This window comes from Paenibacillus sp., assembly GCF_048976745.1.
Lineage (GTDB): Bacteria > Bacillota > Bacilli > Paenibacillales > Paenibacillaceae > Paenibacillus.
Genome location: NZ_JBHGUU010000008.1, coordinates 1 through 25084 on the forward strand (window position 1 = coordinate 1; position 25084 = coordinate 25084).

Here is a 25084-nt window from a genome sequence, read left to right on the forward strand (position 1 = left end):
GGCTTGCGGTGCTGGCATGGGCGCACGGCGCATCGCCGTGCGCTGCTTGGCGCGGGCAGCGGCACGCCCGCCCCGCGCTGGTGCCGGCCTGCGCCCAGCAGTGCCCTGGCGCGGGCCGGCTTTGCCTTTGCCTTTGCCTTTGCCTTTGCCTCTGCCGATGCGGCTGGCTCTTGCCTTTTTGCTTGCGCTCGCACGGCCAGCTTTGCCTGCTCTGCCAACACCACTGCCCGAGCTGTTCGCTTTGCCAGCACGGACCTTATGTGCTGCGCCAGCAGATATACCCGCTTTCGTCGGGGTACTACGTTTCCCTGACTTAACACCTCTGACACCAGCAGGCTCTGTACCTGCTGCTGCCGGAGTGCCACTGCCCATAAATACGGCCGGGTGGATGCCCCGGGGCTTACCCGACACGGTCGCCCCAGCAGACCCGGTGCGTGTCACTACTCTCACGCCATTCCCTCCTTTGGCATGCACGAGGATTGTCGCTGCGCAAAGCGCCGGAGCATCCTTCCAGCTCCGGCGCAGAGTGTTCTGCTCCCATGGGGCACCGCACAGCGGCAGCATCAGGCACATATATTTTAGGGCAATTGTCCTTTCATGCGGACAGCTGCTTCCTGGAGCGACTCAAATGTACCTGCATCACTCCAGTATTTCTGCAAAATGTCATATTCCAATCCGCCAGCAGACGCGTAGTGATTATTCACATCCGTGATTTCAAGTTCTCCGCGTGCAGACGGTGCGATGTTGCGAATCAGGTTAAATACATGATCATCATACATGTATATTCCCGTCACACAATAAGAGGTTTTTGGCTGACTTGGCTTCTCCTCAATGTACGAGATTCGCTCTGGATGCTTAGGATCAAAAACCGGCACCCCGTAACGTCGTGCATCATCCACCTGTTTGAGCAGAACTCGCGCCGTACCCGCAGGTTGCAGCATGTAGCGGTCCACATAAGGCTTCAGGTCGTCGCTGAAGAGATTATCCCCGAGAAGCACAACAAATCTTTCGCCGGGAAGAATAAAGGAGGCCGCCAGATCCAATGCTTCCGCTATCCCGCCTGCCTTTTCCTGAATGCGATACGTTAACTTGACCCCATGATCCGCTCCGCCACCAAGATACTCTGTATATAGCCCGGCGGAATGTTTGTTAATTACAATCAATAGTTCATCAATGCCTGCCTGGCGGAGCCTGTCGATGCCATACATAATCATCGGATGTTTACCGACTGGAAGCAGATGTTTATTAATGAGCCGGGTCAGCGGATACAGTCTAGTTCCCGTTCCGCCGGCAAGAATGACACCTTTCATTCCACGTTCCCTCCTTCATCGGATATGTCCATATATTCAAGCGGATCGACATGCCATTTGTTCATAAAAATCGAACGATTACGCTCAAGCAGCTGTTTCCACGCTACCGGATCAGTCTTTTGGAAGCTGGCACTTCCCTGATGATGCACCAGAACATCTCCACATACCAGCAAGCGATATCCCTGCAATCTTGCTCTATAACAATAATCGTCATCCTCATAGTGTCCTGGAGAATATGCCTCGTCAAGCAGTCCAACTGATTCCATTACATTTCGTTTTATCAGCATGCACAGACCCACGATCCGGCGTACTTCCCTCCACCTTGAAGAATCCGCAACATTATTGGAATGGGCCAACTCCTGAAAATGTTCCATGTTCCGAAACGCCAGTTCAATCTGCTGGATGCCGCTTGCATAATTCGTAACAGGACCCGTGATCCCAATACTTGCGTCACTGTACAGTGCCGTTCGCAGGTTCTCCAGCCAACGGGGCGTGACCGTAACATCATTGTTCAACAGCAACAGCTCATCGCCGCAAGCGGCACGAAGTCCAGCGTTACAGGCTGCCGGAAAACCCCGATTGTCCGGGAACCTTACAAATCGAATTCGTTCCAGCGCACAATATTCAGCCGTTCCATCCGTCGAACCGTTATCTACAACGATAATTTCATATGACGCAGGATCGCCCGAGTATTGACGTATGGCATCAATGCAGGGCCTAATCAGATCCAGACCGTTGTACGTTGGGATAATGATACTTGTCAGTGTCATCTGGCGTTCCTCCTGTAAGCCACTTCTGCACGGGAGAGTGTATGTGCCTGAGCCGGACTCCAACCTGTACCCAGCAATGTAGCCAGTGCTTCCAGATGATCACCAATGATCAATCTGGCGACATCATTCCCACTTCCCGTGTTACCAGGGCGCAGACGATTGGAACGAATAACATCTACCTGGCTTGGTGCCGATACGCTCATTCCATGCTGAATAGCCAGACTTTGTGCCTTGGGAGGAACGGCCAGTGATGCTGGCTTCACGGTCTGAATCATACGACGAGACAAGGCATGGGGCACAGCTGTCATGGAATTGGAACCGAGATCTGCCCTACCTAGTGTTCGGTTCAGATATGCCTTGATCCGGCTTACCTCATCCTGCCCTGCAAACCCAGGAAGCAAAGACGTCAGATTATTCAACGCCACATCCTGTCCGCGATCAACCGCAAATAGAAATGGTGCAAGCTCTTCAGCCGGGACAACCATATCTCCATCCACAAAAAGTACCGTCTCCGCATCCGTCATCTTGGCGCCAAGTGCCCGGCCCACATCATGTCCTGCCCGATCCGGTTCATAGACTACTGTCAGTCCCGGCTGACTTAGAACCTGTTTCAAACTGTCATCTGTCGTTCCATTCAGTACGACAATGATATCCGTCAGAGGCAACCGCTTTAGTTGCAATAACACCTGTCCCAGTGTGTGTTCCTCATTACAGGCACAAACAATGGCAGCAGCCGAATGACGAAGGGGTAGCGGTACGATCTGGAATGAATGTCCCGTGGCATGCGTATAACCCTGCATATATGCCTTGCCTGCTTTCAGGGCCAACTGGAAATTGCGTAGCTCCGCAACGTTCGCGGCGTGTGCATTCCACACGAGACGTGCATGTTTTTCTGACGCTGTGTTGTTCGCCTTTGCCTCGCTTCCTGCAACTTGCCCCGCTTTCCACATCAAGTGCAGATCTACTTGGCCAGACATTGATCGGCTTTTTCTTGTTTTTTGAAGTTCTACATGTTTCTTGTTCCCATGACGCTTGTTCATTACGGTTCTTCCTGCTGTCGTTTGTCTCTTTGTTGTCCGCCTGCGGCGGACAACCCCTGAACGTCCCTTCATTTCCTCACCTCCAGCATGCTGCATCATCCGATGCGACATGCTTACCTCGCCAGGTTGCGAACACGTTTCAGATCGGTATAACCTCCGCGGGGACCGAGCGTATCCGTAATCCACTTGATCGCTGCCATATGATCATTCAGCACCACTTGACTTAGCGGATCAGGTCCGCTTCGCTTCTTGATTCGTACTGCATTCATTCTACCTACAGGTACGTGATGAACAGCGCGTACCCGAAGTCCACCGATCACGGCCTTGGCTTGTGCGAGGGGCGGAACTTCCAGTGAGGATATCCCCATGACCTCAAGTCCTTTTCGGCTTATTGCATGTGGAATAGCTGTCATGGATGCCCCCCGGAGATCGGATCTTGCGAGTATGCTGTTCAACATGTGTTTGGCCTCCACTACTGGATGAACGGGATGATGAGTGACTGGCCCATGGTAGTCGTTAAGTGCCACATCCGTTCCCTTCAGCACAGCCTTCACGTAAGGCGCAAGGTGCTCTGCGGGAATGGCGATATCTGCATCAGTAAACAGCAATACCTCACCACAGGCTGCCTCTGCGCCTACTTTTCGTCCTCCATCATGTCCCAGCGCTTCTGTATACGTGAGTACTCGTGCGCCAGCCCGTTTGGCTGCATGAGCCGTACCGTCTGTTGAACCATTCACAACGACAAGCACTTCAGCATCACGGCATATCCGCAGTGCTTCACGTACCACTGCACCAATCGTTTTCTCCTCATTCATAGCAGGGATAATGACCGACAGCAGCGGTCGCTGAGAACCATCCCTGTGTGCTGGAGCATCACTCATGCCATTTTCCGTTCCATTCTCTACTCCATCCTTAACCTGTGACATCAGCTGTTTGGATGGAATAACGAACGTATAGGCCTTTGTACCCTTTTTGTGTCCAGATTTCCATCTTCGTTTCTTCAGCACTGTTTTTTTGCGTGTCACCTTTGATCGGGTTGCATAACGTGCTGTAGTACGGGTTTTGCGCAACAGTTTCACCTCCCGCATTCAATCATCGGCATGCCAAGGGAGTACACGTTATTCTATGTATTCGTGGAGCAGTGGAAACGGCGTATGTCCTTGCACGAAGCAGGTTCTCCCTGGGAACACGGGGGTACAGGCCTTGATTTTAGACAAAATACGTCAAAATATGTGAAAAACGCTACCTCTCCCCTACTTCAGACACAATTTTAGAAAAAATTTAAAATTGCATCTTTTCCAAAGTTTTACACTGTGATAATATACGTTCCAAGCCGTTTTATTTACAAAAATAACCTAGTGGTGAACGTAAGTTCCCATACATCTTTGCAAATCCATTTATTGACCTTAGGTTGATTAGGTTATGACTTCATTCACAGAACCTGTTAAACAGATTCTTTCTACTCTTGAGAGGAGTGATGCCGTTCAGAACACACAGTATTCATCATTTACGCAAACCCGGATTGAACACCCCAGTTTTCCGTGAACCAATCATCTACCTGCGCAATTGGACAACCCCCGGCTTTCTGAAAGAGGAACACAATAGACGATTATAGCCTTCGGGCTGAACTGAATAAACGGTTATCCTTTCGTTTGGTGTCGTGCTTAACACTCCCCCAGCTAAGGCCAAACCGATTTTGTTCCAATCGTTTCTTGTCTTATTCCACGCTTCAGGTTCAGCCCCACGCTCCGCGCTGCCCAAGTTGCAGACGGAATTCCAACCGAGATTGGCATGATCATTTTCCAACAAAAAAATAATTTAAGAATGGGAGAGTTTACTATGAAATTTGCCAAAGTTATGCCAACAATTCTTGGAGGAGCTCTTCTGCTCGCTTCCGTATCCTCTGCTGCTGCAGCTCCATTGTCTGATCAATCCATTCCACTTCAGGCCCCTTATGCCTCCGAGGAGGGTATTCCATTGAACAGTGGAACAGATGATACGATCTACAATTACCTTGGACAACAGGAACAATTCCTGAATTCCGATGTGAAATCCCAGCTCAAAATTATCAAAAGAAACACAGATACATCTGGCGTAAGACACTTCCGCCTGAAACAGTACATTAAAGGTATCCCGGTATATGGTGCTGAACAGACGGTCCACCTGGACAAAACCGGAGCCGTGAGCTCCGCACTTGGCGATCTTCCACCGATTGAAGAACAGGCCATTCCGAATGATGGTGTAGCCGAGATCAGCGGAGAAGACGCAATCCGTATTGCAACCGAAGAAGCAACCTCACGGATTGGAGAGCTTGGTGCCGCGGAAATTACACCTCAAGCTGAATTAAACATCTATCATCATGAAGAAGATGGTCAGACGTATCTGGTTTACATTACGGAAGTAAACGTACTGGAACCTGCCCCTCTACGGACCAAATATTTCATCAACGCAGTGGATGGCAGTATTGTATCCCAGTTTGACCTCATTAACTTTGCCACTGGAACAGGTACAGGTGTACTCGGTGATACCAAAACCCTGACAACCACCCAATCCGGCAGCACCTTTCAACTGAAAGACACCACTCGCGGCAATGGCATCCAAACGTATACGGCGAACAATGGCTCCTCGCTGCCTGGTACCTTGCTCACGGATTCGGATAATGTATGGACCGATCGTGCAGGTGTAGATGCTCATGCCCATGCAGCTGCCACGTATGATTTTTACAAAAACAAATTCAACCGTAACGGTATTAATGGTAACGGATTGTTGATCAGATCAACCGTGCACTACGGCTCCAATTACAATAACGCCTTTTGGAACGGGGCACAGATTGTTTTTGGTGACGGAGATGGAACGACGTTTCGATCCCTGTCTGGTGATCTGGATGTTGTCGGTCATGAATTGACGCATGGTGTCATTGAATATACAGCCAATCTGGAATATCGTAACGAACCAGGTGCACTTAACGAAGCCTTTGCTGATATTTTTGGCAATACAATCCAAAGTAAAAACTGGCTGCTCGGTGATGATATCTACACACCTAACATTCCAGGAGATGCGCTGCGCTCTCTTTCCAACCCTACATTGTATGGTCAACCTGACAAATACAGCGATCGTTACACAGGCACACAGGACAACGGCGGTGTTCATATCAACAGCGGTATCATCAACAAAGCCTATTACCTTGCTGCTCAAGGCGGAACACATAATGGTGTGACTGTTACCGGAATCGGCCGGGATAAAGCGATTCAAATTTTCTACAGCACACTGGTGAACTACCTGACACCAACATCCAAATTTGCCGCTGCCAAAACAGCTACCATCCAAGCAGCCAAAGATCTGTACGGAGCGAATTCTGCTGAAGCTACTGCCATTACCAAAGCGTATCAAGCTGTAGGTCTGTAAAATCTTACTTTATCGTGATTGAACTTATAATGTACTTATCCTAATGGTAACAAAACGTTCAGACCCCCCTCACCGTCCGAACGGATTAAGCTTATATCAACCAAAAGCGGTGTCCCGGACAACTCTGGACACCGCTTTTGTCATTTGTGTATTACAGATACAACAACCGGCACTATTCTTGCGAAGGTCCCGCTGCAATCCATGACAACAACCCGTACGTATGCTTGCAATCTGCCGTGCGTGACACCTCAAGTACTGCTTCGTCCTCACTCTGTGAGAGCAGGGAGATTTGGAATCCCCGATCATTGCTCATGCCCACAATCACATAATGTTCTGAAGCAAACGACTCTTCAAAAACAACGGTTACCTCTGTGCTCACTTCACTCTCTGGCAGTACAAAAGCTTCCATTCCGAATTGTTGTACAACCGGTTGCTTGCTTACGCTGCGAACAGGTTGGAACGCCAGATGTTTGGCCTGAACTGCACCCAATTGCAATTGGCTGCTGCCTACGGCATCGTTACACAGATGCTCCTGTGTAACCGATTGTTCACTTAACACAACCTCCGTCGTTCCAGCGTTCTCCTGTGACTGTTCAAGCTGTGGTTGCTGAGCCTGATCTGCCTGCTCTGTCGGGAACAAAGCTGCAGGTGGTTCACCAAGCTGATCACTTGGGGATATCAGCTCCTGTTGTTGCTCCAGCTCCTGATCCGATGTCTCGTGAATTTGTGTTACTTCCAGACCAGCACTCGGCAATGCCTCGACGATTGCCTGCTGTGATTGCGGTACAACCTCATTTTCTGTTTGAAGCAATCCCTCTTGTCTTTTAATAGCTGCCAACTGCTCCAGCGTTTCTCCACTGAACTGACGAATCGCATGCCATATCTCTTCGCTCAAATGCGCTGGACCTACAATCCCCGCATTCAAATGATTAGAGGTAATACTCTGCTCACTCAGTTTGCTGCCGTTCACGCTGCCATCGGCCAATTTGGCACTTGTGACGGATCCATTTTGCAGATGAACCCCGCTTACTGCTTCCTCTTCCAGATGGGTTGTGCGAATACTGCGTTCTTGAATATGATCCGCATGAATCGTCCCATCCTGAATATGCCGAGATTCCACACTTTTATCTGCAATGTGGATAGCCGATACCGCACCTTCAAGCAATTTATTACCGTTCACACTGCCATCCGCCATTTTGGCACTTGTTATGGAACCATTGTGCAGGTGAATCGCACTTACCGATTCCGCTTTGAGGTGGGAGATCCCAATGCTGCGCTCCTGAATATGGTCAGCCTGTATGGCTCTCTCTTGGATATGACGGGATTGCACACTTCCATTGGCAATATGAACATCCGACACCGCATCTTCAAGCAGTTTATTGCTGCCCACACTGCCATCCGCCAGTTTGGCCCCTGTTACGGACCCATTTTGCAGATGAACCGCACTTATTGCTTCCTCCTCCAGATGGGACGTACCAATGCTATGCTCCTGGATATGATCAGCAAGGATTGCTCCTGCCTGAATATGACGAGTTTGCACACTTTCGGATGCGATATGGCTCCCCAATACAGCATCTTCGAGCAATTTGCTGCCGTTTATGCTACCGTCAGCCAGTTTGGCACTTGTTACGGACCCATTTTGCAGATGAACCGCACTTACTGCTTCCTCTTCCAAATGGGTTGTGCCGATGCTTCGCTCCTGAATATGATCAGCTTGAATGGCTCCTGCCAGAATATGCCCGGATTGCACACTTTCCGATGCGATATGAATCCCGGATATCGTACCTTCGAGTAACTTGCTGCCAGTTATACTGCTATCCGCCAGTTTGGCACTCGTTACAGATCCATTTTGCAAATGAATAGCACTTACCGATTCCTCTTCCAAATGTGCTGTGCCGATGCTCCGCTCTTGAATATGCTCCGCATGGATGGCTCCTGCCTGAATCTGACGGGATTGCACACTATCGTCTGCCATGTGGATATCCGATACTGCTCCTTCAAGCAACTTGCTGCCGGTTACACTGCCGTCGGCCAACTTGGTGCTTGTTACGGATCCATTTTGCAGATGAATGGCACTGACTGCTTCCTCTTCCAAATGAAACATGCCGATACTGTGCTCCTGAATATGATCAGCAAGGATCGCTCCTGCCTGGATATGGCGGGATTGCACACTTTCAGAAGCGAGATGGATTCCCGACACCGCATCTTCGAGCAACTTGCTGCCGGTTACACTGCTGTCGGCCAGTTTGGCACTGATGACAGACCCATTTTGCAAGTGAATGGCACTGACTGCTTCCTCTTCCAGATGGTTTGTGCCGATGCTTCGCTCCTGAATATGGTCAGCATGAATGGCGTCTGCCTGAATATGCCCGGATTGCACACTTTCGGATGCAATATGAATTCCCGACACCGTACCTTCGAGTAACTTGCTTCCGTTAATACTGCCGTCCGCCAGTTTGGAGCTCGTTACCGATCCATTTTGCAAATGAATCTCACTTACGGAGTCCTCATCCAGATGAATGGAGCCAATACTGCACTCTTGAATATGATCAGCAAGGATCGCTCCTTCTTGGATATGACGGGTTTCCACACTTTCGTTGGCAATGTGGGCAGCCGATACTGCCCCTGCAACTAATTTGCTGCCATCTACACTACCACTCGCCAGTTTGGAGCGTGTGACAGATTCATCCTGCAAAATAATCGTACTTACCGCTTCTTCTTCCAGATGCGTCGTTCCGATGCTGCGTTCATGGATATGATGAGGAAGAATTTCACCATCTTGAATATGACGGGAATGTACAGATCCTTGCTGCAGGTGAACAGCACTCGTCGACTCTGCCTGAAGATGCAAACCACTGATCAAACCTGGCTGAAGATGAGCCGCTGTAATCGATAAAGGTGCCAAATGGTCTGTTTCCACAGATCCAGGTGCCAAGTGGTGGGATGTGACCACCTGTTCAGCAATATGCTCCTCATGAATGATGTCCGCCTTCAGATGTTGTGAGTTCACTACTTGAGTTCCCAAATGTTCCGATTTCACGCTGCCTTCAGCCAGATGGACCGATTGTACAACGGATGGCTGCAAGTGCTCGCTACCTACAGCAGCCTGTTGTAGCTCTGTCCCGGATACCGAATCTGCTGCCAAATGGTCCGCACTTACGGACCCATGCCGAAGTTTGTTGCCCGTAATACTGCCATCAGCGAATAATTCCGGTGAGCGTACTTCTTCCGACAAATGTTCCAGGGAAACGGCATGCTGCTTCAAGTGATACCCGCGAATCGTTCCTGCTGGAATATGTTTGGCGTTAATACTTTCTGCCATAATTTTGGAAGAAGTTACGCTCCCATCTGCCAGTTTGGCTGACGTAACAGCAAAATCCGCCAGTTTATCTGTGGCAACACTCTCTGGTGAGAGCTTTGGAGAGGTAACCGCATGATCTGTTAGATGAGGCGGAAAAATGGACCCACCAGCCAACTGGGCTGAAGTTATACTACCAGGAGCCAATTTGTCTGTTGTGACCGCCGCCCGTGCAATAGCATCCGTTTCAACACTGCCTGGTTGAAGATGAGGTGCCCCTACGGCATGTTCTGTCAGGTGATCTGATTTCACTGCATAAGGTCTCAGGGCCTCCGAACCCACACTCCCTGGAGCCAGATGAGTACCCGTGACCCCACCGTTTGCAAGATGCGAGGATATGACACTTCCCGGGGCAAGTACTCTGCTACTCACCGATGCCGTTCCAAGCTTTTCTGTTGTCACACTTCCATCCGCGAGCTTAACATCTGTAACGGCAGCATCCTGCAATTCATACGTACCTACGGCGGACTCTGCAAGATGCCGCTCAGACACCACGCCATCTGCGAGAGCATCTCCGGACACACTTCCGGTAGACAGATGAGTTGCCTCGATGCTTCCACTTGCAATGTGAATGGAGTGAATGGCGGAATTATCCACATGTACTGGCGTGATTCCCCGATTGGCAATGTGTTCCGCACGAATGGACCCTTTGGCAAGATGTTTACCCTGTATCGCTTCATCCGCAATTTTGGAAGAAATGACGCTCTGATCAGCGATCTTGGAGGCCGTAATGGACTGCTCCAGCAATTTTGCTGTTCCAACAGACTGGTCTGCCAGTTTGCTGCTGGTGACTGCACCTTCCGTCAAATGCTCACTGCCCACTTCTCCATTGCCAATCTGCTCCTTGCCAACGGCATGAGCGCGAATCTGGCTTGAACCGATCGAACCGTCCAGTAGATGTCTCCCACTTAGTGAACCCTCAGCCAAATGTCTTGTTTGTATGGATCCATCCTCAATCTGGTCACTTCCAATACTGCCATTGGATAGATGTGAACGACCCACAGCCCCTTCAGCCAGATGTATCTGTTTAACAGCACCTGCCTGAATATGGTGAGACTCGATGGATAACTCTTCGATTTTGCTGCCTGTGACAGCAGCTTCACGAATTTTGGATGTAGTCACCGCATCATCAGCCAGTTTGGAAGTATGCACAGCTCCTCCGGTGAGATGCCTTGTATCCACGCCGCTTATCGCGATTTTGTCTCCAGTTACGGCATGATTCTTGATTAATTCTTCCGTTACCAGCATACGGCTGAGATGTCTTGTGCCGATGGAACCATCGGCAATTTTGCTCGAATCGATGACTTGGTTGCCAAGCTTCTGAGAAGTAATACTGCCATCCCTGATTTTCTCACCGGCAATAGAAGCATTTCGTATTTTGTGTCCTGACACAGAGCCGTCAATCAGGTGCTCCTCCGATACAGACGCTTCGGCAAGTTTCGCGGAAACAATGGCCCCGTCTGCAATGTGAATGCTGGTGACTGCATAATCCTGCAATGCTTCACTGCCGACCGCATCCGGCTTCAGCTTCGAGGCATCCACAGAAAAAGGAGCCAGTTTGCTCTCCGTAACAGCAAATTCACTCAAGTCATCCGTGTAGATGTAATGTCCAGTATGACCCGGCATCTGGTTCTGGTTCAGGATCTGAAGCCGATCCTTGCTTGTTATCTCCTGCTTGTTGATACCCTGCTCTTCCACCAGAGCAGGCGGAGCCACGCTGCTAACCTGAATCTGCTTTTCCACGCTATCTTGCGTCTCAACTTCCTTGCGATCAGACTCTACAGGTTCCGGCTTGATTTTGGACGTGATCTCCAGCTCTTCCAGCTCGTTCGTTGTAGCAGGCAGTTCCGTTGATTCAAATAGGAATTCTTCCGGTTCCTGAACAGCCTTTGAATCCTTTTTATTCGTATTCAAGCGTTCTTCCCTATTCATACTGAAACCTGAATTCATTTTGTCTGCCCGGCGATCAGTCAGTTCCAATTCCTTGAATTTCGGGCTCACATGCCGCAGTTTCGGCGTTGGAACCTTCTTTTTGCCATTTTTACTCATGCAGCTTGCTCCTTCCTCTAACGTTCGTCTCCGGCATCATATGCTTCCATATGGGCATCTGCCACTTCATTTATGAGTTTCACGGATTCCAGAGCACGAATGTTTAGGCATCAACACAGGAAAGTTCTATGCTCTTCGTGGAAATAGGCGTGTCAGGGCAGCAGAGGAAAGGCGGCTGTCCACGCCCCCGTCCCAGTCATGTCATAGGATATTATGTCTAGCTCGTGTCTGAAAACTCGCTGAAGTGCATCTTTCACCGTCTTTTCGCCCCCTCCTGCGTCACTTTCCCTTGACGTGCCCCGACACGCCTGCGGAAAACTTCCTTGCTTGGAGCGAAATTTCGGCAAAACCTGCTTCCTTCAAAGTTTTAGACACGCCCTAAACAAACGCTGGTGCTTGGCGATGCATCTTACACACCGGTCTGCGTTATCGCGATGTCTGAGCCATACGGTGACAGGCCGGCATTCCATGAGTGGACGATCCATGGTCGCGATAACATCGAAGGAGGAACGGTCATGCTTCAAGAAACGATCGGCATTATGTTCGATTCACGCATGTACCGGGGGATACCGACCGGAAGGACCGGTCAGGAATCACTCGCGAATTATGAACAGGCAGCGGCCAGTTATGGATTAACCCCCTGTTTTTTGCGGTTGGAAGATATTGATTCGGATCAAAAAACCTGTCTCACCTATGTAAAAAAAGAAGGCAGATATGTTCGCGAGCGCATGCCATTGCCCTCCGTCATCCATAACCGATCACTTCAGCTTCGCCGGACGGAACAGCATCAGATCACCAAGCTGATGTTGCAAGGTATCCAGATATTCAACGTTCGCAATCGGTACCGCAAAGATCATATTCATGACATGCTTCATCAGGATCTCACCTTAAGAGAACACCTGCCCCATGCCGTTAAAGCTACGCCAGAATCTCTGGCCTATATGATGGAACATTATGATGACCTGGTCATCAAACCGTGCAGTGGCAGTATCGGTCATGGCATTATGCGAATCTTTCAGCGAGATGGACAGTGGAAACTGACCTGTGAGACGAAGGCTGCACGCAAAGGGTGGGCTACCTTCCGATTGAGCAGAGGGCAGCTTCCTTCCTCCACCCTAAGGCGGATCTTTCGTCATGCCTACCTCATTGAAGAACGTATCCCACTGGTACGTTATGAGGGCAGGCCGGTAGATCTGCGGGTATCTGTACAACGTGGCAGTGATGGTCTTTGGGGAATTACAGGCATGTTTGCCAAAGCGGCTCCTGCCCATACGTTTGTCACCAATATCGCCCAGGGTGGTAAAGTCATGAAGCTCGAGGAGGCCCTTGGATTAGAATCTAGCTTCGACCTGGCTCGACTGGAATACAGAATCGGATTCGTAGCACTCCGAATTGCCCAGATCTTAGCGGCCAGTCTTCCACATCTGGCTGATCTGGGCCTTGATCTCGGGATAACGCGCAGCGGCCAGATCTATTTTATTGAATGCAATGGACGCGATCAGCGTTACGGATTTCGCAAGGCGGGAATGTCGGAACACTGGAAGACAACGTACAGCAAACCCATGGCTTATGGGCGTCTGCTGCTGGAACAAAATTCGATGATTCCGAGACAACCGCAGACATACGATAGGAGATCATATTGATTTCGTGTGCATTCTGTGTCAATATTATGCAGAACGGCCGGTCTTGCCGGCCTTGAAGTTCGCATTAACCCTAAGGGGGATATTCATGGCAAAAACGCTGTTGCGATTAATGACCGAGCTTTCTTCGCGCAAGTGGATCTCCCGGACTGTGGGAGCCTTCTCCAAAAGCCGGGGAAGTAAGGCATTTATCCCTTATTTTGTCCGGACCTACGACATCCCTGTTCAGGAGGCCGAGAAAGATTGGAAGGAATACCGTTCACTGAACGACTTCTTCACCCGCAAATTAAAGCCGGGCATGCGCCCGTTGGAACTTTCAGAGCATGCACTGATCAGCCCGGTAGATGCCAAGATTACGGCAGCCGGTCCAATATCTGCAGGGACACTCCTGAATGTTAAGGGACAAAATTATACACTTGCTGAATTATTAAACCATTCTCCCCATCTGGAGAAGTACAAGCACGGGTACGGGTTCGTTCTCTATCTCAGTCCTCGCGACTATCATCGCATTCATGCACCTGTCAGCGGCCGCAAAATAGAGAGTGAACACATCAAGGGTAAAGTTTATCCCGTGAATGATTTTGGGCTGACCCATATGAAATCCGTGCTTAGTCGAAACGAACGGCTCATTACGTATATCGCACACGATTACGGTGAAGTGGCGGTTGTCAAAGTAGGTGCGATGAACGTGAGTAGCATCCAGTATGCTAACGCGGACACAAGTACCTGGGCACAGGGCGATGATCTGGCCTATTTTGAATTCGGTTCCACTGTTGTTCTGCTGACGCAGAGTGGCACATTTGAACCGAAACCAGGCTTACAGCCAGGCGATTCGGTCAAAATGGGCACCTTGCTTGGACGGTTGAAACCGAAAAAATAAGGAGTTCATACGCAAATAAAGAGGATGGCGCAGCACCTGTAACCGGGTATTGCGCCATCCTCTTTATGTCTTCATATTCATCCATGTATACATGCAATACGAAGCTTCGCTCCGTCGTTATTGGTCTGCTGAGTTTTCCTCAAAACCACACATCTTGCAAGTCTTCTGCCGGTTTGAAGCGACGCAGACGGTTTCGGAAAATATTGCATCCCTTCGTAGAGCATCCCCGGTTGCGGACCCGACGTTTTCCGTTCATCACAAGTTCCCCCTTTTGGTCATCTGGAATGCTAGATAATTACCCTTGCGTTCCAGACTTGAAACGTTGTCATGTTCTTCCCATCCGAATGTTAACGAATCTCGGACGGGCTTTTGCCTGTATATTGCTTGAACTGACGACTGAAGAAGAATATATCCCGGTACCCCAGAGCATCCGCCACTTCGGTCACATTCATGCCGGTATGCACCAGCAGATGTTCCGCCCGTTCAATACGCATGCGGATAATATAAGATTGCACCGATGATCCGACCAGTTCCTTGAACTTGATTGAGAAGTATCGGGGTGATAAGCCAGCCCGGGCAGCCAGATCTTCCACCCGATGTGTAATCCCCGGATGCTGACGCACATAATTGGCGACCTCCTGGATGACATCGGACAACTGGTTGCTTACCTTTTTCTCTACAGGTTCTTCCGTGTCGGCGCGTAGCAAATGAATCATCAATTGCTTCAGAATCAATCGACTCTCTTCATCACGTCCGTACACATCCGATAAGAATAGTCTTACATAACGTGCCAGCAAGTGCTCAAACTCCACCGTTTCCTGTACCTCGCGATAGGATTGGGGAACGTCAGTAACAGGCACGTCCACATCAAAATGAATATACGTAAGTACCAACGGTTTTTGCTTGTTATGTGTTGCAGTAGGATGATCTCCCGGCCTGAACAGAAAACAACTCCCCTTGCCAACTTCATACGCCTGGTCATTCAGTACAAGCGTTCCTTCACCACTCCATACATAAAATAAATCATAGTTTTGCATCGGTTTTTCCCGTTTCTGCCACTTCCAGCCCGGTTCACAGACAATTTTGGCGACAGCGGGCAAAATAACAAATGATGACGGCGATGCCTGCAGCATGTCGCCACTCCCCCTTGATAGTTAATCTCTCTGCATATGGCATCATTCTGATCTGAATCTCACTTCTTCAATCAAGGCCATATGTATTCCAGTATCTTGCATCATTCAATCCAACTTGCTCATATATGATCTCTGCTCCTACAGGAGCGAAATGTCTTATCCTATTATACAGCGGAATTCACCGAAACGAAAATGTGCACTTCTCCCAGGCTAGCCGCATTCGCCGGATTCCCTCTGTCATCTCTTCTTTCTCCAGATGCGCAAAAGCAAAGCAGGCCGCCGGATGACCTGATGTCAGCCGATATCGCTCTGCATCGCGGAACAGTATGCCATCCTCCTGAGCGAGCTTTTTAAACCGCTGATAACTGTCCACATCGCCATTCCAGATGGCGTAGATATGCAGTCCTGCATCACCAAGCTGCATCGTGAATGCTTCCGGCAACTGTAGTTCCATCTCTCGCACAAAAAAATCATGCCGTTCCCCGTATAAACGGGTTAACCGCCGTAAGTGCCTCAGGTAACCTCCTCTGGTCATAAATTTTGCCAGTGCGCGCTGTTCTAACAGCGCAGGAGATACCGGCTCATACAGCGCCTTGGCGGCAAGGAGAGGTTCTACCAGACCAGGTGGCAGTACGGCATAGCCAAGTCGGAACGAAGCAACCATCGTTTGTGAGAATGAACCAACATAGATGACACGCTGTTCACGATCAAGCACTTTGAGGGGTTCAATGGGTCTTCCGCCCCATCGGAATTCACTGTCATAATCATCTTCAATAATGACCGCATTCCGCTTCGAGGCCCACGCAAGCAGGGCACGTCTTCTATCCAGCCCCAGCACGGCACCAGTTGGAAACTGCCGGGTAGGGGTGACAAATAACGTCTGTGCCTCCCAAGGCTGAGGAATGATACCTGCGGTATCCACCTCTGCCGGGATGATGTATCCACCACAGGACTTGACGGCATGGGCAATGCCCGGATAACCCGGATTCTCCAATACAACTGCTGCATTCTCCGTAATCAGCAGTTGAGATAGCAGGGTGATGCCTTGCATTGAACCACTGAACAATACAATCTGAGATGTTTCAGCCTGGATACCACGTGTCCATCTGAGATGGGAGGCAATGGCCTCACGCAGTTCCGGATCACCGGCTGCACCGCTAGGTTCTCGCCAACCACTGCGATGAACCGCAGCGAGTGCACTCTTCCACTCCCCCAGCGGAAAATGTTCGGTAGGCATGCGCTGCATTTGAAAATCAATCACGGACGGCTTCGGTGAAGACATCTGAGTCCGCAGGGCTTCATGTTGCATATTCAACCTCTGTACCCGCTCGCCCCAGGGAGACAGCCTGAGAACAGCTTCCTGTTTCTCATTTTCCTGAGAGGACAATGTTTCGGTCACAAAGGTACCTCTTCCCCGATGTGCATGGACATAACCATCCGCAAGCAGCATGTCGTATACCTGAGCTACCGAACCACGCGACATCTCATATTGCCGTGCCAACTCACGGGTGGAAGGAAGTCTCGTGCCTCGCACCAATGTTCCTGCATGAATGGCATCACGTAATGCATGGTACAATGCCTCATACTTGTATCGATGCTGAAGTTCATAGGTATCCATCGGCAGCCACAATTCCATCATGCACCTCTCTTCATATGTCTTCATCTGTGATCCCTGACGAATTGGCCCACTAAATTGAATGTAAATTGGATCTATTTCATTGTCAATGTATGAACTATTGTTATGCATAAGATATGGCGTTCTAATATACATTGATTGATGGGGGAATACACATGAGACGGAAAGAATTCACAGTAGATGAAGAAAAAGAGATTACCACATTTCTGGATCAGTGCTCCTTCGGGTTTCTGGGAACGGTCAGTCCGGACGGACAACCACGAGTTACACCACTGAATTTCGTTTATATGGACGGTTGTTTTTATTTCCACGGCAGTCTGGCTGGCGAGAAGATGAAACAGATCAAACAGGATTCCTCGGTCAGTTTCACCGTAGCTGAAGAGTTCGCCCTGATTCCATCCTATTTCAGTGATCCCGAGCTTGCTTGTCCGGCAACTTCTTTTTTCAAAAGTGTCATGGCCTTCGGTCAGGCAGAACCGGTTAAGGATCTGGACATCAAAGGCAAGGTACTGCAACGCTTCATGGAGAAACTCCAGCCGCAAGGAGGATATGTACCCATTGACGCTGCTGACTCGCGTTACACGGGCAACCTTAAAGCTGTAGCCGTTATAAGAATTGCCCCGGAACGAGTCACTGCCAAATTTAAATTCGGACAAAATTGGTCCATCGAACGCCTGGATCATATCCGTGGTGAACTGGAACAACGCAATGAGGGACGAGATGCTGAAACTGCTGAAATGATGCAGAAATATTGTCCATTTCACCAGCAATAAGTATCTCTTTCGAAGGATTCATCCAAGGATAAATTCAGCTAATTCCCACCTTCAAACCCTCTGCAACAACGCGGTAAAGCGATATAACTGTCATATTGCGTAATTTCCGTGACGGGGGCATGTCAAGGTGATATAATGTTAGGCAGTTGAATCACAAAGACTTGGAAGGATGAAAAGAATGAATCCACTGGCTGAACAGTTGAACGAAAGTATTCAGACAGGCAGCAGTCACGTCTACTCCATGCTGTCACAGCTTGGCAAAGAAATTTATTTTCCTAAAGAGGGGATTTTGAGTCAATCTGCTGAAGCAGCAAGCTTGGCCAAGACCCATAATGCCACAATTGGTATCGCCCTGGAGGGCGGTGTGCCGATGCATCTTCAAGTTATTCAGGAGAAGCTGTCTGCATTCCAGCCAAAGGATCTGTATCCTTACGCTCCACCTGCAGGCAAACCTGAATTGCGGACCGTATGGAGAGACAAGATGCTGAAGGAAACGCCTTCCCTGGAAGGCAAAACGTTTGGCAATCCGATTGTAACCAATGCATTAACCCATGGACTAAGTATCGTAGCCGACCTGTTCGCTGATGAAGGGGACGCTGTCATATATCCGGATAAAAACTGGGAAAATTACGAGCTGACCTTTGGCATCCGTCGTCATGGCCAGTTGGTTCATTACCCCCTGTTCGATGATCAGTTGAACTTCAACAGTGACGGTCTGCTTCAGGCGTTGCTTGATCAAAAGGACAAAGGTAAAGCCATCGTTCTGCTCAACTTCCCGAATAACCCTACAGGTTATACACCTGGAGCCGAAGAAGCAGATGCAATTGTAAACACGATTCGTCAGGCCGCTGAAGCCGGCGTTAACGTGGTTGCTGTAACAGATGATGCGTACTTCGGACTGTTCTTTGAAGATTCCATTCATGAATCCCTGTTTGGCAAACTTGCCAACATTCATCCACGTGTGTTGACCGTAAAAGTGGATGGTGCCACCAAGGAAGAGTTCGTATGGGGCTTCCGCGTTGGATTCATTACGTATGCCCATGAAGATGCAGCCGTTCTGCATGCATTGGAACAAAAAACACTTGGTATTATCCGGGCAACGATCTCCAGTGGTCCGCATCCTTCCCAGACTTTTGTACTGGATGCGCTCAAAGCACCGGAGTTTGAAACACAGAAACAGGAGAAGTTCGAGATTATGAAAGGTCGCGCCAATAAAGTGAAGGCCATTCTCGATAGTGGCAAGTATGGAGATGCGTGGGATTATTATCCGTTCAACTCCGGTTACTTCATGTGCCTGAAGCTGAAAGACGTTGGCGCTGAAGAACTTCGAAGCCATTTGCTGCATCAATATGGTGTGGGTACAATCGCGCTGGGTGAATCGGATCTGCGGATCGCCTTCTCCTGTATTGAAGAATCCGGATTGGAAGATCTGTATGAAACCATCTATCGTGGAGTTCAGGATCTGCGGACGACTTAATTAAAACAGACCGAACCCTGAATGATATAAGAACCCTTTGTATACCGGCGACGTTACATGTCTCCGAATATACAGAGGGTTCTTTTGTTATTCTACAACTCGCCAGATATGACTTACCCCACCCGGGACAGCTGCCCAAAAGCTCCAATTTCTAGCTTCACCGGGCATCGGCCCAATCAGCCTACCCCCACTGCACATAATATACGATGTACGCAAGGGCGTGCCAAACAACCACTTGAAAGGGGAATGACCATGTCTGGAGTTGAAGATACTAGAAGCGGTTATGGATGCGGCGGTTACGGAGGATTTACTAACACAGGTGCCATTCTCGTTCTGTTCATCTTGCTCGTCATTATCACTAAATCATTCCTCTGTTAGTCCTAAATACACACACATGCGCGGGAACCAAGTGATCTGAGTGCAACATGAAGACGGGTATTCCGGGACACAGCTCGGAATACCCGTCTTTGTTGATTAAATCATAATTAACTTCGTCCAACTCGAACCACCATCTGGTAGGTGAGAGGTACGCTCGGCCGTTTACTCGTCTTCTTCTTCCTTCAACCACTTGTTGCCTTGAGAACGGCGCATGATTACAATCACCAGTATGCCCAAAATAAGTGCTACCCCGGTGACCGTCAGTCCACTCGCTCCGGCAATCAGCATAGGCAGCCACATGAGCAATGCAGCCAGTGCATGGAGATGGAATATGAAACCCAACACCTGAGAACGACGACTCTCTCCCGAGATCGGATAGATCATGATCCAGAACGATTCACTATGACTGCGACGCAGCGCACCAAGCTGTACACCTGCAAGCAACAGGAAGAACAGATACACGCCTACACCAAAGTAGCTGCCTGCTGTCCACCAGGCTAATAACATACCCAGTACAACTAGGCGTAACACGATGGAGAACACTTCGGTTCGAATAAACGTTTTGGTAATCAAATAACGGTAAGCTTTCCCCGCGTTCCATGGAAGACCGCTCCCCCATTTGCTAAGCCAACGACGTGAACTTACTTTCTGTCCGGATGAAGGTACGTCCACGAACCAGCCGAGCGTCCGCATAACCCTGCCTGCCTGCCCCTGCTCCACCTGAATCAGACGCTCCCACGCCACCCGATGTTTCACTGGTATACGCAAGGCGACGATATAGACAACAGCCAGTAACAGCAGAAACCATACGCTGCGCTGAGGTGGCTGCCATAGCCATGCGCCAACCGCCAGCACTGCCAGAGCCCACCGCAAGAGACGATATCCTCTTGATGCCCCGACCTGAACCATTCTTAGCTCTTGCCATGCTCCATAACTGGACAACCCTTTCCACAGCAACAGGAATACGATGAACCAGCCAAATGGGCGTGCATCCAGATCTGCTCTAACATAGAGAGGCCACAATGTAACAAACACAAGTAACAGGCCCAGACTTTTATAGATGATGCCCCGGGCAAAGCTGTTCTTCAAATATTCCTGCATCCGGTATTCCTGTGGTCGCAGGAACACAATATCTGCCGGAAGCAGATATGTACGATAACTGCTAAACAGCACCAGTGGCGCCAGCAGTACCAATGCAATCCAGCGAATCGGAAATTCTGCGGGAATGTTCTGAACAAACGATGTATACCAGGCGGAGAACGCAATGACGAGAAATAAAAAGACCATAGCTACACCGCTCTGGATTACATATCCCAGATAAGGAAGAATTCCGTTCCAGAATCCTGTGCGTCTTTGCTTCCATAGCAGCTTGAGATCCATGCTCAATCCCTGCCTTGTACGAGGGAATAGAACATGTGCTCCAGCGTGGCATCCGATTCCCCGAATTGAGAGCGTAATTCATTCAACGTCCCTTGAGCAATAACCTGCCCACGATGCAGAACGATAAAACGGTCACAGTAATTTTCAATCGTGGACAGAATGTGTGAACTGAGTAGGATGGATGATCCCGAAGCTTTCATCTCAAGCATAAAATCAAGCAAGGAGCGAATACCCAGCGGGTCCAGTCCCAGGAAAGGCTCATCAATAATGTACAATGGTGGTCCTGCCACAAAAGCACACATGATCATGACCTTTTGCCTCATCCCCTTGGACAGGTGAGTCGACAGACTTGTACTTTTCTCATTCATACGGAACAGTTCCAGCAGTTTCTCCGTACGTTGCTTGAAGTCAGCCTCCGACACATTGTACGCTCTTGCCGTAAACTCCAGATGCTCCATCACCGTCATCTCATCATACAGTTCGGGTGATTCCGGAACAAATGCCATGGCCGATTGGTAAATCTGCGCATCCTCGTCCCGCTTCTTGCCCATCACTCGCACTTCGCCCTGTTGAGGGGTCATCAAGCCGAGAATATGTTTCATCGTTGTACTTTTGCCAGCACCGTTTAAGCCGATTAGTCCGACCATCTCTCCACGTCCAACTTCCAGATCGATGCCGTGAAGGACCGGTCGTTTGGCACTATAACCTCCGCTTAACCCGCTGATTTGCAGAACAGGCGATTGAACGTTTTCCATCTATCCCTGCACCCCTTTCGTCAGATTCTATTCTTCGGAGCGTGGCGTTTTGTCTTTACTCCACTTGGGTGCTCCCTTGTTTTTACGATCCTGATCGCGCTCTGTGCGGCCTGTATTGCCAGTTGGTTTGTTACCCGCTGGACGCGAATTGGAGATTGTAGCTCGAGTACCGCCATTGCGGCTGCCCTGACCTGGTTTGCGATCTCTGGATTGTCCTGGTTTTCTGGAGAACGAATGTCCCTCAGGCCGCGTGTCCGGACGCGGATCAGCCTCCAGTACTTTACCACCAAAGAGTACACGTTCTGACAGTTCGATTCCAAGTTCGCGAGCGAATTTACGCATAATGAAAATCTGTGTTTCATCCACAATGGACAGTACAATACCCGAACGTCCCATCCGGCCTGTACGACCTGCACGGTGAACATAATGCTCCGAGTCAAATGCAGGGTCATAGTTAATGACCATTGGCAATCCTTCGATATCCAGACCTCTGGCAGCGACTTCGCTGGCGATCAGCAATTGGAGTTTGCCATTACGGAAGGCAGACAATACGTTACTGCGGGTTACTTTGTCAGCATCCCCATACAGCGCAGCAGCGGACAAGCCCAGATGATTCATCTTTGCTTCCACTTCACCAATATCTTCGGTTGCATTCACAAATACGATTGCGCGATCCGGATTGTACTGTCTAACCAGACGACGCAGCATGTCAATTTTGTTACGGTTTTCTTCTACAAAATAATAATGTTCCAGGCCCGCAGCCGTAGCTCGATCCGGTTCAATTCCGATCTGAACAGGCTCTTTCATCTCACGCTTCGCGAGTCCAGCCGTATTCTCATCAATGGTTGCTGACAGGAAGATCAACTGACGGTCCCGCAATGCGCTCTTGAGTACAAAGTTCACGTCACTTACGCCGCCAAGTTGGAACACTTGGTCCGCTTCATCGATAACAATCGTAGAGACGTTGTGCATTTTCAGTTTTTTGAGTGTAATCAATTCTTTCAGTCGTCCCGGTGTACCCACAACCAATTGTGGATGCTCACGCAGCTTCTCGATCTGACGTTTAGCCGCTGCGCCACCAATCAGACCCAATACGCCGATCTTGCGTTCTTCGCCGTAGCGCTGTGCCTCACGTACAATCTGCATCGCCAGCTCTTGTGTAGGTGCAATAATGAGTTTCTGCGTACCTTTGATATCCATTTTGATGGATTGTAACAGTGGCAGCAGATATGCCAGCGTTTTCCCTGTTCCCGTCTGGGATTTGGATACAACGTCCCGGCCTTCCAGAATAACCGGTATCGTCTGAGCCTGTACAGGTGAAGGTTCGTTAATGCCATGTTTCGCCAAAACGGCCTCCAGATCCTGTTCCACGCCAATTGAAGCAAATGTTTGATTCGTCATGTATGTCCATCCTTTTAATTTATTCATTTTGATGTGTACGGATATTACCGAAGCCTGTCATCACATTACCTTTCATTATATGCGAAAAAAGCCCGCGTACCAAATCTTATTCCACAATGGTATGTATACACGCCAAAAAAAAGAAAAGCCCCTCGGCGGAGCCTTTCTTTAATTCCGTATATGATGCCTCGTATCACATTTACTTCTGATTCATTATACCGTGCGACAATCGATCTGCAAGACGAGGAAATAGCTGGTATAGCCATATGCCAGCAGAAGCAAGTCTTGGCAGATTCACTTCTTCCTTGCGCTTTTTCATCGCCCGAATCATATGACCCGCAACGTCTTCCGGTTTCAACATCATCCAACGTACATTATTCACATAATTCCCAGATGGGTCAGCCCGATGGAAAAATGGTGTGTCAATCGGACCTGGATTAATCGTTGTCACCATAACACCAGTCTTGCGAAGCTCTTGACGCAGCGCATTACTAAATCCAAGTACAGCATGTTTCGTAGCTGTATAGGAAGCGGATTTGGCTGTACCGATTTTGCCAGCCATGGAGGCCACGTTCACAATCTGACCTTTGCCCCGTTCCAGCATTTGTGGAAGCACTGCTTTGGTGCAGCGGACAATGCCCATGTAATTCACGTCCATCATCTCATCAAATTCCTGTACAGACATCTCTGTCATCGCTGCGAATTTCCCGTAACCTGCGTTGTTCAGCAAAATGTCAATTCGTCCGTATTTATGCAATATCGCCTCCACAGCTGCCTGAACCTGCTCACTATCCGTAACATCGAGCGTGAGTAATTCATGCGGCCCTTTCAGCGAGGCACCAATCTCTTCCAGCTTGTCCCGCGAACGGGCAGCCAGAATCGGGATGGCTCCTTCTTCTATCAGCATCTGCGCACACAGCGCACCGATACCACTTGATGCCCCTGTAATAAACACTACCTGATCTTTCAGCATACCCGATGTCCTCCCGTATTGAACACATATTGCCTCTTGAGGCGTATGGCTCTATTCTACGAGATCATGACCTGAATATCCATCTCACCAATGCCGTCCATCAGTAAAGGAATGCTCAGTGCTTTCGTTGCACTAAATGTAGTCAGATGTTCGGACTTCATCACTTGTGGAGGTGTAATATCGACCACAACACCCTGGTTCGACAGGATGGTGCTGGCATTACCACTGATCATATTACCCAGTTCCGAAATCGCACTTTTGCTCATTTCATCCATTTCTGTAATGACAAAACCGCCCATCATCGCAGATACAATTTTCAATGCAACTTGTTCATTGATTCCAAATACAATGTTTCCGCTAAGTTGTCCGGTCATTCCGATCACGATCCAGACATGGTCTGCAATGTACTCTACATTTTTCACGCCAAGACTCCCGGTGGAAGGCGAAACCTGGATGAGCTGTTCAAATACGTTCCGTGCCGATTCCAGGAAAGGATTAATCACTTCCGCTTTCACTGTCTATGTCCCCCTCACACTGGGTTATTGGTCACACACCAAAAGTCCCATATTCATTAAATTTATTATACTTTATCACGTACAAGAATTCATTAAGAATTCGTTAAATCATGTGTACTATAATTTATCGTCATCCGTGGGGCAAATGTTTATAGCTGATTCTAGCGAATAAACAGAGCTTTTCACTTCTTTTGAAGAACGAATTTCGAAC

Annotated in this window: 18 protein-coding genes and 1 pseudogene; 6 read left to right on the forward strand and 13 right to left on the reverse strand. The window is 49.2% G+C overall.

Annotated features, from left to right (window positions below; all coding sequences use genetic code 11):
- From ACE3K2_RS14790 to ACE3K2_RS14810, 5 genes and pseudogenes are all read right to left on the reverse strand, one after another.
- Nucleotides 1–450: pseudogene (locus ACE3K2_RS14790) on the reverse strand (hypothetical protein); the annotation flags it as partial.
- 128 nt (nucleotides 451–578) lie between these two features.
- Nucleotides 579–1310 (reverse strand): sugar phosphate nucleotidyltransferase, encoded by a 732-nt coding sequence (locus ACE3K2_RS14795; RefSeq protein WP_421891566.1) that lies wholly within the window; start codon nucleotides 1308–1310, stop codon nucleotides 579–581.
- Complete coding sequence (locus tag ACE3K2_RS14800) at nucleotides 1307–2080, reverse strand: glycosyltransferase family 2 protein (protein ID WP_421891569.1); 774 nt, start codon at nucleotides 2078–2080, stop codon at nucleotides 1307–1309. Before ACE3K2_RS14800 ends, ACE3K2_RS14795 begins: the two co-directional genes overlap by 4 nt.
- A complete protein-coding gene (locus tag ACE3K2_RS14805) occupies nucleotides 2077–3192 on the reverse strand; it encodes a glycosyltransferase family A protein (RefSeq protein WP_421891572.1) in 1116 nt (371 codons plus the stop codon). Before ACE3K2_RS14805 ends, ACE3K2_RS14800 begins: the two co-directional genes overlap by 4 nt.
- A gap of 41 nt (nucleotides 3193–3233) precedes the next feature.
- Entirely contained in the window at nucleotides 3234–4190 is a 957-nt protein-coding gene (locus ACE3K2_RS14810; protein WP_421891575.1) for a glycosyltransferase family 2 protein, read from the reverse strand.
- A 769-nt stretch (nucleotides 4191–4959) separates the two neighbouring features.
- Between ACE3K2_RS14810 and ACE3K2_RS14815 the strand changes: the two genes are divergently transcribed.
- Nucleotides 4960–6525, forward strand: a complete 1566-nt coding sequence (locus ACE3K2_RS14815; protein ID WP_421891577.1) for a M4 family metallopeptidase — start codon at nucleotides 4960–4962, stop codon at nucleotides 6523–6525.
- 172 nt (nucleotides 6526–6697) lie between these two features.
- Here the strand turns inward: ACE3K2_RS14815 and ACE3K2_RS14820 are convergent, their stop codons facing one another.
- Entirely contained in the window at nucleotides 6698–11932 is a 5235-nt protein-coding gene (locus ACE3K2_RS14820) for a WIAG-tail domain (protein WP_421891580.1), read from the reverse strand.
- 515 nt (nucleotides 11933–12447) lie between these two features.
- Between ACE3K2_RS14820 and ACE3K2_RS14825 the strand changes: the two genes are divergently transcribed.
- Together ACE3K2_RS14825 and asd are read left to right on the forward strand one after the other, a co-directional pair.
- Entirely contained in the window at nucleotides 12448–13575 is a 1128-nt protein-coding gene (locus ACE3K2_RS14825; RefSeq protein ID WP_421891583.1) for a YheC/YheD family protein, read from the forward strand.
- An 85-nt stretch (nucleotides 13576–13660) separates the two neighbouring features.
- Nucleotides 13661–14452 (forward strand): archaetidylserine decarboxylase, encoded by a 792-nt coding sequence (asd, locus tag ACE3K2_RS14830; protein WP_421891586.1) that lies wholly within the window; start codon nucleotides 13661–13663, stop codon nucleotides 14450–14452.
- A gap of 347 nt (nucleotides 14453–14799) precedes the next feature.
- On the opposite strand, the gene ACE3K2_RS14835 is transcribed toward asd, so the two are convergent.
- On the reverse strand, nucleotides 14800–15585 hold the full coding sequence (locus ACE3K2_RS14835) for an AraC family transcriptional regulator (RefSeq protein ID WP_421891589.1): 786 nt from the start codon (nucleotides 15583–15585) through the stop codon (nucleotides 14800–14802).
- 178 nt (nucleotides 15586–15763) lie between these two features.
- Nucleotides 15764–17224, reverse strand: coding sequence for a PLP-dependent aminotransferase family protein (locus ACE3K2_RS14840; protein ID WP_421891592.1), 1461 nt, complete (start codon nucleotides 17222–17224; stop codon nucleotides 15764–15766).
- A gap of 152 nt (nucleotides 17225–17376) precedes the next feature.
- On the opposite strand from ACE3K2_RS14840, the gene ACE3K2_RS14845 reads away from it, so the two are divergent.
- From ACE3K2_RS14845 to ACE3K2_RS14855, 3 genes are all read left to right on the forward strand, one after another.
- Nucleotides 17377–17994 (forward strand): pyridoxamine 5'-phosphate oxidase family protein, encoded by a 618-nt coding sequence (locus ACE3K2_RS14845; protein WP_421891595.1) that lies wholly within the window; start codon nucleotides 17377–17379, stop codon nucleotides 17992–17994.
- Nucleotides 17995–18172: 178 nt separating this feature from the next.
- Nucleotides 18173–19471 carry an aminotransferase class I/II-fold pyridoxal phosphate-dependent enzyme gene (locus tag ACE3K2_RS14850; RefSeq protein ID WP_421891598.1) on the forward strand — a complete coding sequence of 433 codons (1299 nt, stop codon included), beginning with the start codon at nucleotides 18173–18175 and terminating at the stop codon, nucleotides 19469–19471.
- Between the two features lie 252 nt (nucleotides 19472–19723).
- Nucleotides 19724–19849 carry a YjcZ family sporulation protein gene (locus tag ACE3K2_RS14855; protein ID WP_215075720.1) on the forward strand — a complete coding sequence of 42 codons (126 nt, stop codon included), beginning with the start codon at nucleotides 19724–19726 and terminating at the stop codon, nucleotides 19847–19849.
- Nucleotides 19850–20011: 162 nt separating this feature from the next.
- On the opposite strand, the gene ACE3K2_RS14860 is transcribed toward ACE3K2_RS14855, so the two are convergent.
- The 5 genes from ACE3K2_RS14860 to ACE3K2_RS14880 form a co-directional block, all read right to left on the reverse strand.
- Nucleotides 20012–21229 carry an ABC transporter permease gene (locus tag ACE3K2_RS14860; RefSeq protein WP_421891601.1) on the reverse strand — a complete coding sequence of 406 codons (1218 nt, stop codon included), beginning with the start codon at nucleotides 21227–21229 and terminating at the stop codon, nucleotides 20012–20014.
- A 2-nt stretch (nucleotides 21230–21231) separates the two neighbouring features.
- The gene (locus tag ACE3K2_RS14865) at nucleotides 21232–21984 is read right to left on the reverse strand and encodes an ABC transporter ATP-binding protein (protein ID WP_036605802.1); all 753 of its coding nucleotides are present in this window, start codon (nucleotides 21982–21984) and stop codon (nucleotides 21232–21234) included.
- A gap of 27 nt (nucleotides 21985–22011) precedes the next feature.
- Nucleotides 22012–23385: a DEAD/DEAH box helicase gene (locus tag ACE3K2_RS14870; protein WP_133387044.1), complete on the reverse strand. Its 1374-nt coding sequence runs from the start codon at nucleotides 23383–23385 to the stop codon at nucleotides 22012–22014.
- A gap of 199 nt (nucleotides 23386–23584) precedes the next feature.
- On the reverse strand, nucleotides 23585–24358 hold the full coding sequence (locus ACE3K2_RS14875; protein ID WP_421891606.1) for an SDR family NAD(P)-dependent oxidoreductase: 774 nt from the start codon (nucleotides 24356–24358) through the stop codon (nucleotides 23585–23587).
- A gap of 56 nt (nucleotides 24359–24414) precedes the next feature.
- Nucleotides 24415–24873, reverse strand: coding sequence for a chemotaxis protein CheX (locus ACE3K2_RS14880; RefSeq protein ID WP_036605799.1), 459 nt, complete (start codon nucleotides 24871–24873; stop codon nucleotides 24415–24417).
- Nucleotides 24874–25084: the final 211 nt, after the last annotated feature.

What these genes read in the sequence shown, in the direction of transcription:
- ACE3K2_RS14795 (WP_421891566.1), bottom strand. Translation starts at nt 1,310, where the DNA reads ATGAAAGGTGTCATTCTTGCCGGCGGAACGGGAACTAGACTGTATCCG.
- ACE3K2_RS14800 (WP_421891569.1), bottom strand. Translation starts at nt 2,080, where the DNA reads ATGACACTGACAAGTATCATTATCCCAACGTACAACGGTCTGGATCTG.
- ACE3K2_RS14805 (WP_421891572.1), bottom strand. Translation starts at nt 3,192, where the DNA reads ATGAAGGGACGTTCAGGGGTTGTCCGCCGCAGGCGGACAACAAAGAGA.
- ACE3K2_RS14815 (WP_421891577.1), top strand. Translation starts at nt 4,960, where the DNA reads ATGAAATTTGCCAAAGTTATGCCAACAATTCTTGGAGGAGCTCTTCTG.
- ACE3K2_RS14820 (WP_421891580.1), bottom strand. Translation starts at nt 11,932, where the DNA reads ATGAGTAAAAATGGCAAAAAGAAGGTTCCAACGCCGAAACTGCGGCAT.
- ACE3K2_RS14825 (WP_421891583.1), top strand. Translation starts at nt 12,448, where the DNA reads ATGCTTCAAGAAACGATCGGCATTATGTTCGATTCACGCATGTACCGG.
- asd (WP_421891586.1), top strand. Translation starts at nt 13,661, where the DNA reads ATGGCAAAAACGCTGTTGCGATTAATGACCGAGCTTTCTTCGCGCAAG.
- ACE3K2_RS14835 (WP_421891589.1), bottom strand. Translation starts at nt 15,585, where the DNA reads ATGCTGCAGGCATCGCCGTCATCATTTGTTATTTTGCCCGCTGTCGCC.
- ACE3K2_RS14840 (WP_421891592.1), bottom strand. Translation starts at nt 17,224, where the DNA reads ATGATGGAATTGTGGCTGCCGATGGATACCTATGAACTTCAGCATCGA.
- ACE3K2_RS14845 (WP_421891595.1), top strand. Translation starts at nt 17,377, where the DNA reads ATGAGACGGAAAGAATTCACAGTAGATGAAGAAAAAGAGATTACCACA.
- ACE3K2_RS14850 (WP_421891598.1), top strand. Translation starts at nt 18,173, where the DNA reads ATGAATCCACTGGCTGAACAGTTGAACGAAAGTATTCAGACAGGCAGC.
- ACE3K2_RS14855 (WP_215075720.1), top strand. Translation starts at nt 19,724, where the DNA reads ATGTCTGGAGTTGAAGATACTAGAAGCGGTTATGGATGCGGCGGTTAC.
- ACE3K2_RS14860 (WP_421891601.1), bottom strand. Translation starts at nt 21,229, where the DNA reads ATGGATCTCAAGCTGCTATGGAAGCAAAGACGCACAGGATTCTGGAAC.
- ACE3K2_RS14865 (WP_036605802.1), bottom strand. Translation starts at nt 21,984, where the DNA reads ATGGAAAACGTTCAATCGCCTGTTCTGCAAATCAGCGGGTTAAGCGGA.
- ACE3K2_RS14870 (WP_133387044.1), bottom strand. Translation starts at nt 23,385, where the DNA reads ATGACGAATCAAACATTTGCTTCAATTGGCGTGGAACAGGATCTGGAG.
- ACE3K2_RS14875 (WP_421891606.1), bottom strand. Translation starts at nt 24,358, where the DNA reads ATGCTGAAAGATCAGGTAGTGTTTATTACAGGGGCATCAAGTGGTATC.